The organism is Bacteroides sp. 3_1_13 (assembly GCF_001185845.1).
Taxonomy (GTDB): Bacteria; Bacteroidota; Bacteroidia; order Bacteroidales; family Bacteroidaceae; genus Bacteroides; species Bacteroides xylanisolvens.
Genome location: NZ_KQ236958.1, coordinates 95,166 through 111,073, shown reverse-complemented (window position 1 = coordinate 111,073; position 15,908 = coordinate 95,166). Strand labels below are relative to the sequence as shown.

The following is a 15,908-nucleotide window of genomic DNA, read 5'->3' as shown; positions in this document are numbered from 1 at the left end:
TCTATAAGGGTAGTTCATTTTTTACAGCAAAGATAAATTTCATTTTAAGGACTCTTCAACCCTTCTATCTTTTATCATCAAGGAAGCATCCCCTCTCTCACAATATCCACCAAAATCGGTTTCAATCCGCTGACGAAACATTCCACCGCAATCACCATCAGAATCAATCCCATGAGGCGCATCATTACATTGTTTCCCGTCTCGCCCAATACGTTTACCAATTTCGTAGAAGCACGAAGAATAAAGAAAGTCAGCAGATAAATCAGGGCAATAGTGCCGATCAAAATTCCCTTCATTTCATAAGAATGTGCATCCTGCATCAAGACAATAGCATTGGCAATCGCTCCGGGACCGCATAACATAGGAATGCCGAGAGGAGTAATGGAGATATCATCCGCATACGTTTTGATTTCTTCATCTTTCAGTTTCATCGGTGTATAACGGGCTTGAAGCATATCAAAGCCTATCTTGAAGATAATTACCCCACCCGCAATACGGAAACCATTGGTAGAGATACCGAAAAACTTAAAAAGAAACTGCCCGGCAAAGACAAATACCATTATTGTAATAAACGACACAATGGTGGCGCGACGTACGATAGACTGACGTTCCTTATCCGTCATACCATGGGTCATGGTAAGGAAGACAGGCATCGTTCCCAATGGGTTGGTCAATGTAAAGAATGAAGTGAAACAAAGTAAGGCAAAAGGCAGAAGCGTACTATCCATGATTATATCGTATTTTATGCAAAATTAAAACGCAACAAAAATACGACTTAATCCAGAAAACCTATAATAAATCCATTAATTCTTTCAAGGAATGTATGTGATAAGTGGGAAGAAAAGGGAAAGTAGTCCGTTCCGTCACATTGTAAAAAGCCTGATGCATCCCTACTCCGTGCGCTCCGGTTATATCCGCTTCCCAACTGTCACCAATCATCAAGGATTCGCGCAATTCGGATTGAGTGGCAGACAAGGCAAAATTGAATATCGCCGGCCAAGGCTTCAACACTCCGAGATCTTCCGAAAGAATCACTTTTTTGAAATACCCGTCCACTCCTGCCGAACGCATCTTGCGTGATTGCAATTCACGGAATCCATTGGAAAGGATATAGAGGTTATATTTAGGAGCAAGATATTCCAATACCTCCTTTGCATGAGGCATTAAAGTACTTTTAGTGGGAATAATCACGAAAAAATCTTTCGAGAACTGTTCGGCAAGCGCTTCATCTTCCACTCCCACAGCCTGCAAAGGATAAAAGAAACGTTGACGGTTCAATTCATCTTTCGTTATTTTTCCTTCGCCGTACTCAATCCAAAGTTCGGTATTTCTTTGCTGATAAAGGGTATAATAATGATTGAACGAATCAAAATAGCGGTCGAACGAATATTTCTGATATACTTCTTCAAAAGTATCACGGGCATTTTGAGAGAAAGCCCAAATGGTATCATCAAGATCAAAAAAGAGATTTTTATATTTCATCAGTAGTTAGCGTATATAAGAAATAAAAAAGCCAATGTGCTAATTTCTTGAATCCAGGAATCAGCACATTGGCAATTCAAAAAGGGATGTCTACCTTATTTTACCTGGATAACCAAGTATCTGGATACACTCCAGAATTCAGTAGGATTAGTAATCTTCAATGTCAACTGGCCTTTGTCATCTTTAACCAATTCATAAGAACCGGACGGATGAGTAGTCAGTAACTCAGCACGTTTAGAGTACAACTTGATTTCTTTGGTTGTACGGATATCGATTTGAGTGAAATAATCCTTATTGAAATCAGCACTCTTCAATACATCTCCGCTCTGAAGAATCTTTTGAGCTTTCAATTCAGATTTAGTACCGAATACGAACCAGGCAGCATTCAAGCTCTTTTCCTGTTCAGCAACGGTTTTAGCTTTCGCTTCGTTTTCTGCAGCCAACGTTTCTTTAGCAGCAGACAAGTCGCTGACAGCAGCATCCAATTCCTGGATACGGATGTTCTTGGAAGCCAGTTCTGTTTGAAGTTCTTCGATACGTTGTTGTTTAGCGTTCAATTCAGCAGTCAAAGCGGCAACAGCTTTTTTCATCTGTGCAGAATTGTAATTGCTGTTCTTCAACTGTGCCTGCAACTTTGCAATCTGCGCTTTGTTTTCTTCCATCTGTTTAGAGATGAATTCGATGTCAGAAGCAATCTGTTGCTTGGCGCTGGCAGAGTTTTCAGTGATGGTTCCACGTTGCAAGTCAACACGGCTTTCGGCAGCATTGATCTTACGGAAACCTTCCTGAACTTCATTGAAAGTACCCATCATATCATCCAGTTCAGCATTGCGCTGGTTCAGTTCCATCAAAAGAGAATCATTTTCAGCTTTCAGGTCTTTACTTCCACCTTTAAAGCTATCACACGAAGCTAACATGGCTACGCATACAAATAAAACAGCTAACTTTTTCATACGTTTACGTTTTACGTTTTTTAATGAAATTATTTAATCATCTATTCCTGCTAATACTATCACAATCTCGCCCCGGGGTTCGGTGGCGGTAAAGTGTTCTATCAATTCAGCCAAACTGCCCCGAACTGTTTCTTCGTGGAGCTTGGATATTTCACGCGACACGGTTGCCTGACGTTCAGCACCGAAATATTCGGCAAACTGTGTTAACGTCTTCAACAGACGGTGGGGTGATTCATAAAACACCATCGTGCGGTGTTCTTCCGCCAATGTCTTCAGTCGTGTCTGCCGTCCTTTCTTCTGGGGGAGAAACCCCTCGAAGCAGAACTTCTCGTTCGGCAATCCCGATGCAACGAGTGCCGGAACAAAAGCGGTTGCTCCCGGCAAACACTGCACTTCAATACCGTTGCGCACACATTCACGAACAACCAGAAATCCGGGATCGGAAATTCCAGGCGTTCCGGCATCCGAAATTAGTGCCACCGTTTCACCTGCCTTTATTCTATTAACAACACTTTCCACCGTTTTATGTTCATTAAATTTGTGGTGGGATTGCATTGCATTCTTTATTTCAAAGTGTTTCAACAAGATACCGGAAGTACGTGTATCCTCCGCCAAAATCAGATCGACCTCTTTCAGAACTTTGATAGCCCGAAAAGTCATGTCCTCCAGATTCCCTACCGGCGTAGGCACTACATATAGCTTTCCCATCTTGTTTTTGATTTATACTGATTGATTAAAAAATTTCTTTAGTAGTTCCAAAAAGTCGTTCACCGCCTCTTTTTCTTCATTCAATTCGACTTTCGAGGACAGAAATGCGACCGCAGTCTTGTAGGAACCCATTACTGATATCTGTTCAATAACACGATTCATCAATTCTGTGTCGCCTCCAAATAGTTCACGAGAAAAACGGAAAGAATCATTCAAGCTGATAGCATGTCGCAAGCCAGCAGATAGTTTGAGACTTTCTCCCAACACTACCGATTTAGGTTCTTCCTCTTTCACAACAGTTTCAGCTACAGATTCCTCAACAATTGCTGGTTCCTCTTTTTTCCCTTCTTCTGTTAGCGCTACGACTGGTTTCTCTTCCGCAACAATAATCTCTTCTTCCTCATCTTCTTTCACAACAACAGATTCAAGAGATTGTATAATGCTGGGTGAATCTACTTCAGATTCGGCAACTTCATTAGTCTCTTCCACTGTTTCTTCTACAGCTGACGGAGAAGTCACCTGAACAGCATCCACTTCCTGCTGCAGTTCATCCAAACGTCCCTGCATCCGTGTAATGCTCCGCTTCAACAGTTCAGACAAAGTCGGAGTCGGCTCCTTGGTAAATGAATCCATGAGATACTTCAACTCATGAACATCCAACTCAATATCTGTTAATAGCTTCTGTTTCATGTCAGTCCATTGTTTATACGGTGCGAATGTAGGAATAATTTATGCAATAACTTAAAATAATGGATAATTTAACAGTTCTTGCACATTGAATTGCTTACCTTTGTCCACATATTTACTTAATCAAGAAAACACAAAATCTCATGGTATTATTTTCAGAAGACCACATACAGGAAACTAGAAGAAGAGGCAGGATCGAAGTAATCTGCGGTTCCATGTTCTCCGGAAAAACAGAGGAATTGATTCGTAGAATGAAGAGAGCGAAATTCGCGAAACAACGTGTCGAGATATTCAAACCGGCTATCGACACCCGTTATTCAGAAGAAGATGTAGTCTCTCACGACAGCCATTCTATCGCCTCCACTCCCATCGATTCGTCAGCCAGTATCCTACTCTTTACTTCCGAGATAGATGTAGTAGGCATTGACGAAGCACAATTCTTCGACAGTGGTTTGATTGATGTATGCAACCAGCTCGCCAACAATGGAATCCGTGTTATCATTGCAGGGTTGGATATGGACTTCAAAGGAAATCCGTTCGGACCAATGCCACAATTATGCGCCATTGCCGATGAAGTCTCCAAAGTTCATGCAATCTGTGTGAAATGTGGCCAGCTGGCTTCTTTCTCACATCGTACTGTCAAGAATGAGAAACAGGTTCTTTTAGGCGAAACAGCCGAATACGAGCCTCTGTGCAGGGAATGTTATCTCCGTGCACGAGGGGAAGATGAGCAGAAAGTATAAACTCTATAAAAGAAAAAGATTATGGAAAGGAAAAAGATAACATTCGACAGTTTTATACGCGGTTCTATCGGATGTGTGTTAGTTGTAGGAATATTAATGCTTGTAGAACGCCTTAGCGGAGTGTTATTACCTTTCTTTATTGCGTGGTTGATAGCTTACATGGTCTATCCGCTAGTCAAATTTTTCCAGTATAAGCTACGATTGAAAAGCCGCATTATTTCCATCTTCTGTTCCTTATTCCTTATTACGGTTATCGGAGTCACTTTATTCTACCTATTAGTGCCGCCGATGATTTCGGAAATAGGCAGAATGAACGACTTGCTGGTGACTTACCTCACCAATGGAGCCGGAAACAATGTGCCTAAGAGTCTTTCTGAATTTATCCACGAAAATATCGATCTTCAAGCGCTGAACCGTGTATTAAGTGAAGAGAATATTTTGGCGGCAATCAAGGATACCGTCCCCAGAGTGTGGACCTTGCTTGCAGAATCTCTCAACATTCTATTCAGCATCCTTGCCTCCTTCATTATATTATTATATGTAATCTTTATATTATTAGATTACGAAGCGATAGCTGAAGGATGGTTGCATCTGCTACCTAATAAATACCGTACGTTTGCCTCCAATCTGGTTCACGACGTACAGGATGGTATGAACAGATATTTTCGTGGACAGGCTTTGGTTGCTTTCTGCGTAGGTATTCTTTTCAGCATTGGCTTCCTGATTATCGATTTCCCCATGGCTATTGCTTTGGGACTTTTCATCGGAGCATTAAATATGGTTCCCTACTTGCAAATCATCGGTTTCCTGCCCACCATTCTATTGGCAATCCTCAAAGCTGCCGACACCGGACAGAACTTCTGGATTATCATTGCATGTGCATTAGCTGTCTTTGCAATCGTACAAATCATACAGGATACCTTCCTTGTCCCCAAAATCATGGGAAAGATTACCGGACTGAATCCTGCCATCATCCTTTTATCTCTTTCCATCTGGGGTTCATTAATGGGAATGCTCGGCATGATCATCGCCTTGCCACTAACAACTTTAATGCTCTCCTACTACCAACGCTTTATTATCAACAAAGAAAAGATAAAATATGATGAAGTAGAAACTACTGATAATCAAGAAACAAGCCATAACGAGGAAAAATAATTGAAACTTTTTTCTACGGAATGCTTGCAAATTAAATAAAAGTAACTACCTTTGCACCCGCAATCAGGAAATAACTGATTCGCAAATAAGGATTGATTCGCTAGCTCAGCAGGTAGAGCACAACACTTTTAATGTTGGGGTCCTGGGTTCGAGCCCCAGGCGGATCACGAAAAACAAAAGAAAAATCAAGCAAATCCCTGATAATCAAGTGTTATCGGGGATTTCTTTTTTCTGGCAGATAGCAGGAAATAGGGTCACATTGTTTTCTTGGGTATTTACAGCAAGAAAAACAGGTGAAATAGGGGCTCAGTCTGAAACCTTGGGGGATTGCGTTAAAATGGCTCAGTCTGAAACCTTGGGGGATTGCGTTAAAATTCTTATTTTTGCATCATGAAAACATCCTCTTCCCAAACGATTGATCCTGTTGCTTCTTTAAGCTTGTTCTTGCCTTCAGGAATCCTTGATTACTTTACCCTAGTCAATCATGTTTCTCAGGATACTTGCTTTATTCTTTATTTAGAGGAGAAAGCCACTATTCCTGCTGAGTACTCTGATCTCCATCTTCACTCAAAAGGTTTCCTCCCTGAGATTGAAGTTCAGGACTTCCCTATCCGTGGTAAAGCCGTTTATTTACGTATCAAGCGTCGTCGCTGGGAAGATCCATCCACTGGGCAGACATATAGTCGTGACTGGAGTTTGGTAGCCACCGGTACTCGCATAACCGCTGAGTTCGGTGCTTTTTTAAAAGAATTACTTAGATAATCACGCCGTTAGCTGCCAAAGTGTAGCTGAGCATTACTGTATGGATGGCAAACAGCTTCAAAGCCAATATAAAGACCACCTGAGTGACTTCCAGAATTGGGATCAGAGAGCACATGCCCAAGAGTATATCCTTTATCCAAAGAATATGGGTTATCACCTATGTATTGACGAAACGGCTTTAAGTAAGGGAGATCTTTATACCATCTTAATAAATAGAGATAAGCGAGGTAGGAAAGGTTCTATTATAGCTGTAATTCAGGGCACTAAAACCGATGATATCATTGCGGTACTTACAAAGATGCCACAGGAGCTGCGTAATCAGGTCAAAGAAATTACACTGGATATGGCAGGGAGCATGCAAAAGATTGCCAAAACGTGCTTTCCACGTGCCATGCAGGTGATTGATAGGTTTCATGTACAAAAACTTGTATACGAAGCTGTACAAGAGTTGCGCATTACATATAGATGGCAAGTGATAAAAGAGGAGAATAAAGCTATGAAAGCGGCAAAAGAGAAGGGGGAAGTATATAAAGCAGAAGAACTCGAAAACGGAGATACACTCAGGCAATTATTGGCCAGAAGCAGATATTTATTATTTAAATCACCTGATAAATGGACCAAGAGTCAGAAAATCAGGGCAGAATTACTTTTCAAGCAGTTTGAAGATATTAAGCACGTATATTACTACTCATTGGAGTTGGGAAAGATCTTTTCCACAAACTATGACAAGGATGTAGCAAGAGCAAAGCTGGCACTATGGTATAATAAGATTGAAGAATATGGATACGATACATTCACAACAGTAGCAAACTCTATTGAGAATCATTATGAAAGGATTCTGAACTTCTTTGTGAACAGGAGTACAAATGCAGCAGCGGAAGCATTTAATGCTAAAATCAAAGCATTTAGGGCATCATTTAGAGGAGTAGTGGATATGAGCTTCTTCCTTTTTAGGCTAGCAAAGGTATATGCATGAAGGGAATTGACTAAACTTAATCCCCCAAGAATTACAACTGAGCCGAAATAGGTGGACTTTGTTTTGGTCCGATTTTAAACTCTAAAAGAAAGCCGTTACACTGTGATTGACAGTTGCAACGGCTGTTTTTCTTATCTGAATTTATTTATTCTCTTGAATAATCTTATAAATCTGATACCAGTAATGGAAAGCTTCCGGATTGGATTTTTTCAGTTTATTCAGCCTGTTCAATTCATTCAAAGGATGTTCCGGATTGAACTGCTTTATTTCTAAATCCTTTAAGTTTACTTTAGGGTCAAATCTGATTATTTCTTCTTTGGAGTATTTTATCAATATAGCCAAATAAGCAGCTTTAGCGGCGTATGTAACAGCTTTATCCAAGTGAAAGGAATCAGAGAATATATAAGACTTGATTGAAATAATCCCATTATTCAAAACAGTAAAATTGGTATTCTGAATATTCTTTCTGAAACAGACAGCCAATGCAGTATAAAACGTATCATCCAATACGTCAGAGATTGTATGTGTGTTTCCCCTATACTCTAGTTCAATGGCGGCAAAGGCTTTGAATACGTCCTTAACCATGCTTATATCATCAATCTCATCAAATAGGCACCCCACATCATACATTTGTTTAATAATCTCCATACCCATCTCTTTATCCTTTTTAATATAAGGAATACCGGTTGTAGTAGGAGCAAACGCAGTCAGTTTATCTCCCAATATATTATTAAAGTCAGGAGTGGTAACCATGACGGGAGTCCCCGTTTCTTTAAGGAAACTACTGCCGACTGGAGTTTTTACAAGAGTTTTATAATGAATATCCTCTTTCAGCACGTCCAGTAAGATATGCGATTCCTTTCCGTTAAGTGCAGATATAAAGAACAGTTTATAGTGTTCCTTCTCTATGTTGCTTTGTACTTTTCTCTCCTGTTTCTCGTATCGGGTAAATCTTTTTTCTGTTATGAACTTATCCAGATAATCAGCCAAGTCAACGCTCTTGTTAGGTACAATAATGTCAATATCTATAGACAGACGTTTGGTTGTACCTAACAACAGCATAAGGGCGGTTCCACCTTTAAAAACGAAATCCAAACCGGAGCTGCTTAATCCCTCCAGTAGCATCAATGCCCTGATAACTTTCTCTATAAGGATTTTATCGACTTTCTTTTTCTTGGAAATACTCTCAATCCAGTATTTTTCAATACTTTCTATATCTATCATAATATCAAAATTTTGGCAGTACAAGTGAATTACTACCGTTTTATAGAATTAATAACTTCCTCTATTTCCGTCTTTTTATCCTTGCGTCTTGCATATCTTAACATAGTGCTTTCATTTACGGTATAGTCATCGAAAGCATTCTTATATATATGGTATATCTCGTTCCCCTGAAAGGGTGCAAACTCTTTGTCGCAATACAAATCGACCAATATTTTTTCCAGCGAAGCTACTTGACCACTCTTTTCTTTCAGTACGGGAGCCTCGGTAACCAATGCACGCACACAAACATATCCGGCAAAATCGGACAAATCCTCTTTTATATCCTTGATACGGACAACCTTGTACCTCATATCCTTCAAAGCTCTGTAAACAGAATCAATAACTTCACGTTCCACTTCCAGAAAAACCACGTTATAATTAATCAGATGTTGGCTGAAACTATTGATTGCCGACAGTTCCCAAATACAATAATTAATATAGGGAAATTCTTTCCCGACAAATTTTCCAGCCTTTATAGTCTTCGCCGACAATTCGGGGGAAAAGGTTAGTGCTTTGCCCTCACGATATTTTCCCCTGCCGATTCTTTGGATAACCCCTTTCTGAACCAAATGATATATCCGCCAGTTTACGGTCGCCTCCGGTATTTCAGGTTCCTTTTCTCTATATAAATAAAGTATATCCGTATTGGTGATAACTTCCTGCTGAGCAAATAACTGTTTCACCTTACTTTCTTGCAACTTGCTATTCATATATATTCTTTATAATTCACGAACAAATATATATCAAAATTTCGGCAGTAACAAGAAAATACTGCCGAAATTTTGAAAAACATTCCATCTCATCATCACGATAGTACGGGATACGCATAACGTCAGGTCACCGGCTAAACCTACTTAAATGGAAATTATGTAAGCATCCGATAAAGTACACTATAATGATTCTACCAGTCAAATGAATAAAAGTTAATCATTAGAGTAATAAAATCATCCAATCTGTAATAATCCATTAAAATATAGAAATAATTATACCATAGTAGGGCTTATATTGGCAATATATTACATAATTTTGAGACTGCTCAATCTTGAAGAATTCATCCTATTATTTCAACACAAATAATCCACAAAGAAAACTTTAATTGTTCATAAAACGAGCCTCCACAAATGCATACTACTAATTTATAATATCACAATCCTTTATTACACATTTCTTAATCTTGATATTCTCAACTGAAGATTATACTTTTGTCATCATTTTATTAGTTAATAATTTACACGAATGGCCTTTATACACAATTTATTGCTCATTCTGGAACGTGGAATAGGAGAAGTGATGTTTCAGAATAATGCTTTCTCGGGATTATTAATGCTAATTGGAATATTTCTAAACTCATGGCAAATGGGAACACTAGCAGTCTGCGGTAATATAATAAGTATACTGACAGCCTATTTTTCGGGATATAAGTATGATGATATTAAAAATGGATTATACAGATTTAATGGAACTTTAGCAGGTATAACAGTTGGCGTATTTCTACAATTATCGGTAGAAGGTTTAATCATGTTGATTATCGCTTCGGCCCTTTCCACATGGATTGCCTATTTTTTCTGTCAGCAACGTTTAATTTCTGGCTTTACAGTTCCTTTCATTCTTGCTGTATGGGGAATGTTGGGAGTTTGCAGCTAGCTTATACCAGATTTACTATTAGTTTCCGATACGGTTATTGATACTACACAGAATATTACTTATTTCCAAGCCTTCTGTTTAGGTTTAGGGCAAGTCATGTTTCAGGGAAATACAGTTCTAGCCAGATTATTTTTCCTTATAGGCATTTTGATTAATTCTCGAAAGGCAAGTCTCTATACTATCTTGGGAGCGCTTCTTCCTAGCCCCCTAGCCATTTCACTTGAAGTGGATGCTATAAACTTAAATGCCGGATTAATGAGCTATAATGGTGTATTATGTGCCATAGCTTTAGAAGGGACGACCTGGAAAAGTGGCTTATGGACAGGATGCTCTGTCTTACTGTTCACCGTATTACAAATTCTATGAATGAGTTTGGGTATTATTACCTTAACCGCTCCCTTTGTTATATCTGTATGGATTATAATAATGATACAGAAAGTAAAAATGCTCAGAATACCTAAATTAGTCATCAAATAAAGGTTATTATCAGTTTTACCCTCGCATCCTCACCCTTGCGTCAATCTCCTTATTCATCGATATTTCAGGCGTGAAAGTAGTAAAAGTATCACCATTTTTCTTTCAAGGAAAAAGATGAAAGAGCAGAAACCGTATATCAGCTACTACAATTCACTTACCAATACGGGTGGAGTAGATTAAAACGACTCGAAGGGTTAGGAAAAACAACGTACAATGAAATACTCAATGCATTGTACAATGCTAATTTCATAGTTTTTAGTGAAGACAGAAGTATTATTTTATCACCTGAGATAGCAGCTTTTGTACTGTGAACGTTACGTCATAATGCAACAAACTAAAAAAATAGTATCCAAACTTCTTGGAATGAAGAGAGTTTGGATACCTCTATGTTTAAAATCACAATTATTATAGCGAAGATGTCCTTTCGTTCACAATCCACAGCAATTTTTCATTTTCCCCTCTTAAAAACTTAATTTCTTCTTTCAACCAATCTATTTCCTTATTTTTTGAAGAAATCAATTCAGCTATCATTGCATTAGGAGTATAATTACGACTGATAAAATTCAATATCTTGGAGATATTTATTTCTTCTCTTTTTTTAAAGTTTCAAATTGCTCCTTTTGTTTATCCAACAACTTTTCGAAAATCTCAATTACCTGTTCAACAGGGAAACTATTAAAGGTCTGATTATTGCCTGTATTGCTGACAGCACTTTTAACACCGCAATTCTCGTAGAAGTTATTAGTATTATACAAGATTGTCTCTTCATTAAAATTCTTCAGGCCATCTACAGTAACGCCTAATGCTGAAGCAATCTCGCCTAATCGTTCATCGTCAAACTTCTCTGTTTGTTCTATTTTTGAAACAGCCTGTTTCGTTATACCTAACAGATCACCGAGTTCCGCTTGAGTCATTCCCCGAAGCCGACGCACCCGTTCAATTTTTCTTCCCAGATGAATCGTATTTGTGTACTTTTCCGTTTCCATATTCCAGTCTGTTGATTATTTTCCCTGCTTTATGCACTCTCTTAGAATCTCTATTTTCTCCTGTTCACTTTTCAACAAGCGTTCATACAGTTCAACCACCTTTTCTAGAGGATTAATCTGTTGGTTATGAGCATAAACAGTAGCAATTGCTCCCGGAGAAATGGTAGCATCTTTATAATTATTAATATTACAAATGGCTTTTTCAACATCAAAATCCTTGATGACATCAGTAGATATTCCCAAGACTTCAGCTATTTTGGTTAACAGTCCATCCTCTATTTCATCTTGTTTCTCTATTTTCGAGATCTCCTGTTGACTAACACCCAGATCAGAAGCCAACGCTTCCTGTTTCATACCTAGATATACACGGATTCTTTGCAGATTGCGACCGACATGCCTTTGATTCACCTTGTCTTTTACTTTAATATCCATATCATTGTTGCTTTAGTAAATACATTGAGACAAAGATAATGAAAATAAAATTCGCAACTACATATCGCCCTTTGAAAAAGACAGCTTTCTATCTGTTTCTCTTTTGAATATAACCTAATTAGATCTATTTTATCCCGGTCTTTATCATTTTTATCTACTTCTAAAACTTTACTACTGTAAAGTTTACGACGGGTAAAGGTTTAATCAACAACAATATTACCTTAATAAAATCAAATATACAACAGGTAGTAAGAAACAACTCTGTCCTGATAAAAGTCAACTTTATTTTTTTCAATCCCCAATTCTATATGCATAATTTTGCCCTGTCAGTTTTTTTACTGACATGAATCGTGGCGCCACATTCAAAACAGTAACAGAATAATGTTCAATTGGCATTGACATTCTGAACAATCATCATTTAACCAATAAAATCTAATAGCCTATGGGGTAAGTAAAGTCATTACAATCGAAACATAGCTTTAAATCATCCTGGAATTTAGCTATCCAAAAACAAATTAGTAAACATACAATTAAACAAAAAGCATGAAATCATTTTCTGATAAAACAAACATAGGGGAGAATAATCCCCTAAAGACTGTTTATAGAATGAATTTTTACCTATTATTCCTATTAATAGGTTCATTATCGATACTTGGATCAACACGGGCTTATTGCCAACAGAACAGAACGATATCGGGTATAGTGAAAAACTCTCAAGGAGAGACGATTATCGGAGCGAATATCGTTGAAAAAGGTACCAGCAACGGGACGATTACGAATGTAGACGGACTGTTCACACTGCGCGTATCGCCCAATGCAGTATTAAAGGTATCTTATATGGGATACACGGAGCAGGATGTCAATACACGCAACAAGAACAAGCTGGAAATCATACTGACGGAAGATGCCAGACTGATTGATGAAGTAGTGGTGGTAGGATATGGATCGGTCAAAAAACGGGATTTGACGGGGGCAGTCACCTCCGTCAAGAGTGCGGAAGTACTAGCCGCTCCTACCAATAATGTGATGGAAGCCCTTCAAGGCAAGATACCCGGAATGGATATCACCAAAACTTCGGGACAGGTAGGAGGTGATGTCACTATCCTGTTACGTGGTTCACGATCTATTTATGGCAGCAACGAACCATTGTTTATTATCGATGGAATCCCCGGCAGCTATAGCCAGGTCAGCCCGTCAGACATCGAGAGTGTAGATGTATTGAAAGATGCTTCTTCCACCGCCATTTATGGTTCCGCAGGAGCAAACGGCGTTGTCATCATCACCACCAAAAGAGGAAAAGAGGGAAAAGTGACCGTAAACTTCGATGCTTATTACGGATTCAGCGGTTCACCCAACTACAGACATGGGATGACGCGGGATGAATGGGGCACCTACCAGCAAGAAGCCTATAAATATAAAAACGGTGACTATCCTACCGATATGTCTGCCCTACTAGGGAAACAAGATTTTATAGATGCATACAACGACGGCAAATGGATAGACTGGATAGATGAAGTGTCGGGCAACACGGCTACCACACAGAAATACAGTCTTTCGGTCAGCAGTGGCACTGAAAAGACAAAATTATTTGCTTCGACTTCCTACAACCGGGAAGAGGGTTTACTTAATAACGAAAATCTGAACAGATATTCGTTACGCCTCAACCTGGATCAACAGATATTTTCATGGGCAAAGGTGGGCTTTACCTCCAATTTAGTCTACCGGGACTTGAACTCCGGCGTAAAAAACACATTCACCAAATCTCTCTCCGCCATCCCGTTGGGTGATGCTTATACCGAAAAAGGGGAGATCAATCACGAATACATCACGGGACAATATTCCCCGATGAGTGATTTTATAGAGAACCAGTATGTAGACAACACACGTTCCACCTATCTGAACATGAGCGGCTATGTCGAACTAACTCCCGTCAAAGACCTGACTTTTACCAGTCGTGTCAATGGTACGTTGAATCACTCACGCCGCGGGCAATACTGGGGAGAGAAGTGCAATGCCAACCGTCCGTCTTATGCAGGTTCACCGCATGCTTCCATCACCAACAACAATGCCTGGAATTACACTTGGGAAAATATTCTCACATACAACACAACCATCGCCAAAGACCATAATCTGGGAGGTTCATTGATTACTTCCTGGAATAAGAACCAGTCGGAAAGTAGCATGGCTGCCGCCAGCGGTCAAATGGTAGATCAATGGTCTTTCTGGCGACTGACATCGGGCACTTCCCAACATGTAGAATCCGACTTCGCACAGACGCAGAAAATGTCTTTTGCCTTCCGTCTGAACTATTCATACAAAGGCAAATACCTGTTTAATTTCTCTACGCGGTGGGACGGTGTTTCACAATTCTCCACCGGACATAAATGGGATGCTTTCCCCGCAGGCGCACTGGCGTGGAGAATATCGGACGAAGCATTTATGGAAAAGACACGTAGTTGGCTGGACAACCTGAAATTGAGAGTGAGCTACGGTATCACAGGTAACTCGGGAGGAACCACCGCATACAGCACCACAACACAAGCATACGTATATACCGCTTCGGGAATTTCCATTAATGGGAAGATTGTTCCTTTCACGCAATACTCCGGTACTTACGGTAGTTCCGATCTCGGCTGGGAGAAGTCATACAACTGGAATGTGGGGTTGGATTTCGGTATCCTGAACGGTCGCATTGACGGATCGGTAGAATGGTTCAAGACAACCACCAAAGGATTATTATTCAAACGTACATTGCCCATCACCAGCGGTCTGACCGGATGGGGATCGCCTCTGGCTATCTGGCAGAACATCGCCCAGACCAGTAACCAAGGTGTGGAAGCAACGATCACTTCGCACAACATACGGCATAAAGATTTCACCTGGAACACCACTTTATCCGTCACTTGGAACAAGGAACAAATAGACGATCTGCCTGACGGTGATCTGATCGCCGAAAACCTGTTTGTCGGTGAACCGATTAAAGCTATTTACGGATATAAATATACCGGAATTTGGGGAACCGATACTCCACAGGAAACATTGGATGCCTACGGCGTAAAACCCGGATTCATCAAGATAGAAACCTTAGACCAGAAAGGCGATGGAGGTGTGCATAAATACAGTACGGAAGACCGGCAAATTCTAGGACATTCCAATCCGGACTGGATCATCGGATTCAGCAATTCCTTCACCTACAAAAATTTTGATTTATCCGTCTTTGCCATGGCGCGTTACGGACAGACAATCAACAGTGACCTGCTCGGTTATTATACCGCCGAACAGAGCGTAACCAAGAATCAACTGGCAGGCGTAGACTACTGGACAGAGGATAATCAAGGAGCCTATTTCCCCCGTCCCGGAACGGGAGACGAACAAAAAAACGTATATCCTTCATTAAGAGTGCGCGACGGCTCCTTCATTAAGATTAAAAATATCACGCTGGGATATACACTACCCGTCAATATTTCCCGCAAAGTTTTAATGGAGAAATGCCGTATTTATGCCACAGCCTACAATCCGTTCATCTTTGTAAAAGATAAGCAGTTGAAAGATACTGATCCCGAAACCAACGGTTCGGATGCATTTCCTACCTACCGGCAATTTGTTTTTGGCGTTAATTTGACATTCTAACAAAAGATTA

At 39.8% G+C, this 15,908-nt stretch carries 14 protein-coding genes, 1 tRNA gene and 1 pseudogene; 7 read left to right on the top strand and 9 right to left on the bottom strand.

Going from position 1 to position 15,908, the window contains the following annotated elements; all coding sequences use genetic code 11:
* Positions 1 to 77: 77 nt before the first annotated feature.
* The 5 genes from HMPREF9009_RS23830 to HMPREF9009_RS23810 all read right to left on the bottom strand — a co-directional run bounded on the left by HMPREF9009_RS23830 (position 78) and on the right by HMPREF9009_RS23810 (position 3,833).
* Positions 78 to 728, bottom strand: coding sequence for a MarC family protein (locus tag HMPREF9009_RS23830; RefSeq protein WP_004323496.1), 651 nt, complete (start codon positions 726 to 728; stop codon positions 78 to 80).
* A gap of 61 nt (positions 729 to 789) precedes the next feature.
* Positions 790 to 1,482 (bottom strand): YjjG family noncanonical pyrimidine nucleotidase, encoded by a 693-nt coding sequence (locus HMPREF9009_RS23825; protein WP_049703581.1) that lies wholly within the window; start codon positions 1,480 to 1,482, stop codon positions 790 to 792.
* A 95-nt stretch (positions 1,483 to 1,577) separates the two neighbouring features.
* Positions 1,578 to 2,435, bottom strand: coding sequence for a Cbp1 family collagen-binding glycoprotein adhesin (locus tag HMPREF9009_RS23820; RefSeq protein ID WP_004299178.1), 858 nt, complete (start codon positions 2,433 to 2,435; stop codon positions 1,578 to 1,580).
* Positions 2,436 to 2,468: 33 nt separating this feature from the next.
* A complete protein-coding gene (rsmI, locus tag HMPREF9009_RS23815; RefSeq protein WP_004299177.1) occupies positions 2,469 to 3,143 on the bottom strand; it encodes a 16S rRNA (cytidine(1402)-2'-O)-methyltransferase in 675 nt (224 codons plus the stop codon).
* A 12-nt stretch (positions 3,144 to 3,155) separates the two neighbouring features.
* Positions 3,156 to 3,833 carry a hypothetical protein gene (locus HMPREF9009_RS23810; RefSeq protein ID WP_049703580.1) on the bottom strand — a complete coding sequence of 226 codons (678 nt, stop codon included), beginning with the start codon at positions 3,831 to 3,833 and terminating at the stop codon, positions 3,156 to 3,158.
* Between the two features lie 140 nt (positions 3,834 to 3,973).
* Between HMPREF9009_RS23810 and HMPREF9009_RS23805 the strand changes: the two genes are divergently transcribed.
* The 5 genes from HMPREF9009_RS23805 to HMPREF9009_RS23785 all read left to right on the top strand — a co-directional run bounded on the left by HMPREF9009_RS23805 (position 3,974) and on the right by HMPREF9009_RS23785 (position 7,466).
* Positions 3,974 to 4,573 (top strand): thymidine kinase, encoded by a 600-nt coding sequence (locus tag HMPREF9009_RS23805; RefSeq protein ID WP_004299175.1) that lies wholly within the window; start codon positions 3,974 to 3,976, stop codon positions 4,571 to 4,573.
* A 21-nt stretch (positions 4,574 to 4,594) separates the two neighbouring features.
* Positions 4,595 to 5,728: an AI-2E family transporter gene (locus HMPREF9009_RS23800; protein WP_049703579.1), complete on the top strand. Its 1,134-nt coding sequence runs from the start codon at positions 4,595 to 4,597 to the stop codon at positions 5,726 to 5,728.
* Positions 5,729 to 5,822: 94 nt separating this feature from the next.
* Positions 5,823 to 5,895, top strand: a tRNA-Lys gene (locus tag HMPREF9009_RS23795).
* Positions 5,896 to 6,118: 223 nt separating this feature from the next.
* A complete protein-coding gene (locus tag HMPREF9009_RS23790) occupies positions 6,119 to 6,490 on the top strand; it encodes an ISAon1 family transposase N-terminal region protein (protein ID WP_008640050.1) in 372 nt (123 codons plus the stop codon).
* A gap of 40 nt (positions 6,491 to 6,530) precedes the next feature.
* Positions 6,531 to 7,466, top strand: a complete 936-nt coding sequence (locus tag HMPREF9009_RS23785) for an ISAon1 family transposase (protein ID WP_008025715.1) — start codon at positions 6,531 to 6,533, stop codon at positions 7,464 to 7,466.
* A 141-nt stretch (positions 7,467 to 7,607) separates the two neighbouring features.
* Here HMPREF9009_RS23785 and HMPREF9009_RS23780 read toward each other — a convergent pair whose 3' ends face one another.
* Together HMPREF9009_RS23780 and HMPREF9009_RS23775 are read right to left on the bottom strand one after the other, a co-directional pair.
* Positions 7,608 to 8,690: a nucleotidyl transferase AbiEii/AbiGii toxin family protein gene (locus tag HMPREF9009_RS23780; RefSeq protein WP_118220007.1), complete on the bottom strand. Its 1,083-nt coding sequence runs from the start codon at positions 8,688 to 8,690 to the stop codon at positions 7,608 to 7,610.
* A 32-nt stretch (positions 8,691 to 8,722) separates the two neighbouring features.
* On the bottom strand, positions 8,723 to 9,439 hold the full coding sequence (locus HMPREF9009_RS23775; protein ID WP_049703577.1) for a DUF6577 family protein: 717 nt from the start codon (positions 9,437 to 9,439) through the stop codon (positions 8,723 to 8,725).
* Positions 9,440 to 9,965: 526 nt separating this feature from the next.
* On the opposite strand from HMPREF9009_RS23775, the pseudogene HMPREF9009_RS23770 reads away from it, so the two are divergent.
* A pseudogene (locus HMPREF9009_RS23770) lies at positions 9,966 to 10,850 on the top strand (urea transporter).
* A gap of 581 nt (positions 10,851 to 11,431) precedes the next feature.
* On the opposite strand, the gene HMPREF9009_RS23765 reads toward HMPREF9009_RS23770, so the two are convergent.
* Both HMPREF9009_RS23765 and HMPREF9009_RS23760 read right to left on the bottom strand, forming a co-directional pair.
* The gene (locus tag HMPREF9009_RS23765) at positions 11,432 to 11,836 is read right to left on the bottom strand and encodes a helix-turn-helix domain-containing protein (RefSeq protein WP_004299170.1); all 405 of its coding nucleotides are present in this window, start codon (positions 11,834 to 11,836) and stop codon (positions 11,432 to 11,434) included.
* A 15-nt stretch (positions 11,837 to 11,851) separates the two neighbouring features.
* A complete protein-coding gene (locus tag HMPREF9009_RS23760; protein WP_015531339.1) occupies positions 11,852 to 12,268 on the bottom strand; it encodes a helix-turn-helix domain-containing protein in 417 nt (138 codons plus the stop codon).
* A gap of 543 nt (positions 12,269 to 12,811) precedes the next feature.
* On the opposite strand from HMPREF9009_RS23760, the gene HMPREF9009_RS23755 reads away from it, so the two are divergent.
* Entirely contained in the window at positions 12,812 to 15,898 is a 3,087-nt protein-coding gene (locus HMPREF9009_RS23755) for a SusC/RagA family TonB-linked outer membrane protein (protein WP_049703576.1), read from the top strand.
* Positions 15,899 to 15,908 lie beyond the last annotated feature (10 nt).

Excerpts from the sequence above, each read along its gene's own strand:
- rsmI (WP_004299177.1), bottom strand. The coding sequence starts at position 3,143 with ATGGGAAAGCTATATGTAGTGCCTACGCCGGTAGGGAATCTGGAGGAC.
- HMPREF9009_RS23800 (WP_049703579.1), top strand. The coding sequence starts at position 4,595 with ATGGAAAGGAAAAAGATAACATTCGACAGTTTTATACGCGGTTCTATC.
- HMPREF9009_RS23755 (WP_049703576.1), top strand. The coding sequence starts at position 12,812 with ATGAAATCATTTTCTGATAAAACAAACATAGGGGAGAATAATCCCCTA.
- HMPREF9009_RS23785 (WP_008025715.1), top strand. The coding sequence starts at position 6,531 with ATGGATGGCAAACAGCTTCAAAGCCAATATAAAGACCACCTGAGTGAC.
- HMPREF9009_RS23830 (WP_004323496.1), bottom strand. The coding sequence starts at position 728 with ATGGATAGTACGCTTCTGCCTTTTGCCTTACTTTGTTTCACTTCATTC.
- HMPREF9009_RS23760 (WP_015531339.1), bottom strand. The coding sequence starts at position 12,268 with ATGGATATTAAAGTAAAAGACAAGGTGAATCAAAGGCATGTCGGTCGC.
- HMPREF9009_RS23775 (WP_049703577.1), bottom strand. The coding sequence starts at position 9,439 with ATGAATAGCAAGTTGCAAGAAAGTAAGGTGAAACAGTTATTTGCTCAG.
- HMPREF9009_RS23810 (WP_049703580.1), bottom strand. The coding sequence starts at position 3,833 with ATGAAACAGAAGCTATTAACAGATATTGAGTTGGATGTTCATGAGTTG.
- HMPREF9009_RS23765 (WP_004299170.1), bottom strand. The coding sequence starts at position 11,836 with ATGGAAACGGAAAAGTACACAAATACGATTCATCTGGGAAGAAAAATT.
- HMPREF9009_RS23820 (WP_004299178.1), bottom strand. The coding sequence starts at position 2,435 with ATGAAAAAGTTAGCTGTTTTATTTGTATGCGTAGCCATGTTAGCTTCG.
- HMPREF9009_RS23790 (WP_008640050.1), top strand. The coding sequence starts at position 6,119 with ATGAAAACATCCTCTTCCCAAACGATTGATCCTGTTGCTTCTTTAAGC.
- HMPREF9009_RS23805 (WP_004299175.1), top strand. The coding sequence starts at position 3,974 with ATGGTATTATTTTCAGAAGACCACATACAGGAAACTAGAAGAAGAGGC.
- HMPREF9009_RS23780 (WP_118220007.1), bottom strand. The coding sequence starts at position 8,690 with ATGATAGATATAGAAAGTATTGAAAAATACTGGATTGAGAGTATTTCC.
- HMPREF9009_RS23825 (WP_049703581.1), bottom strand. The coding sequence starts at position 1,482 with ATGAAATATAAAAATCTCTTTTTTGATCTTGATGATACCATTTGGGCT.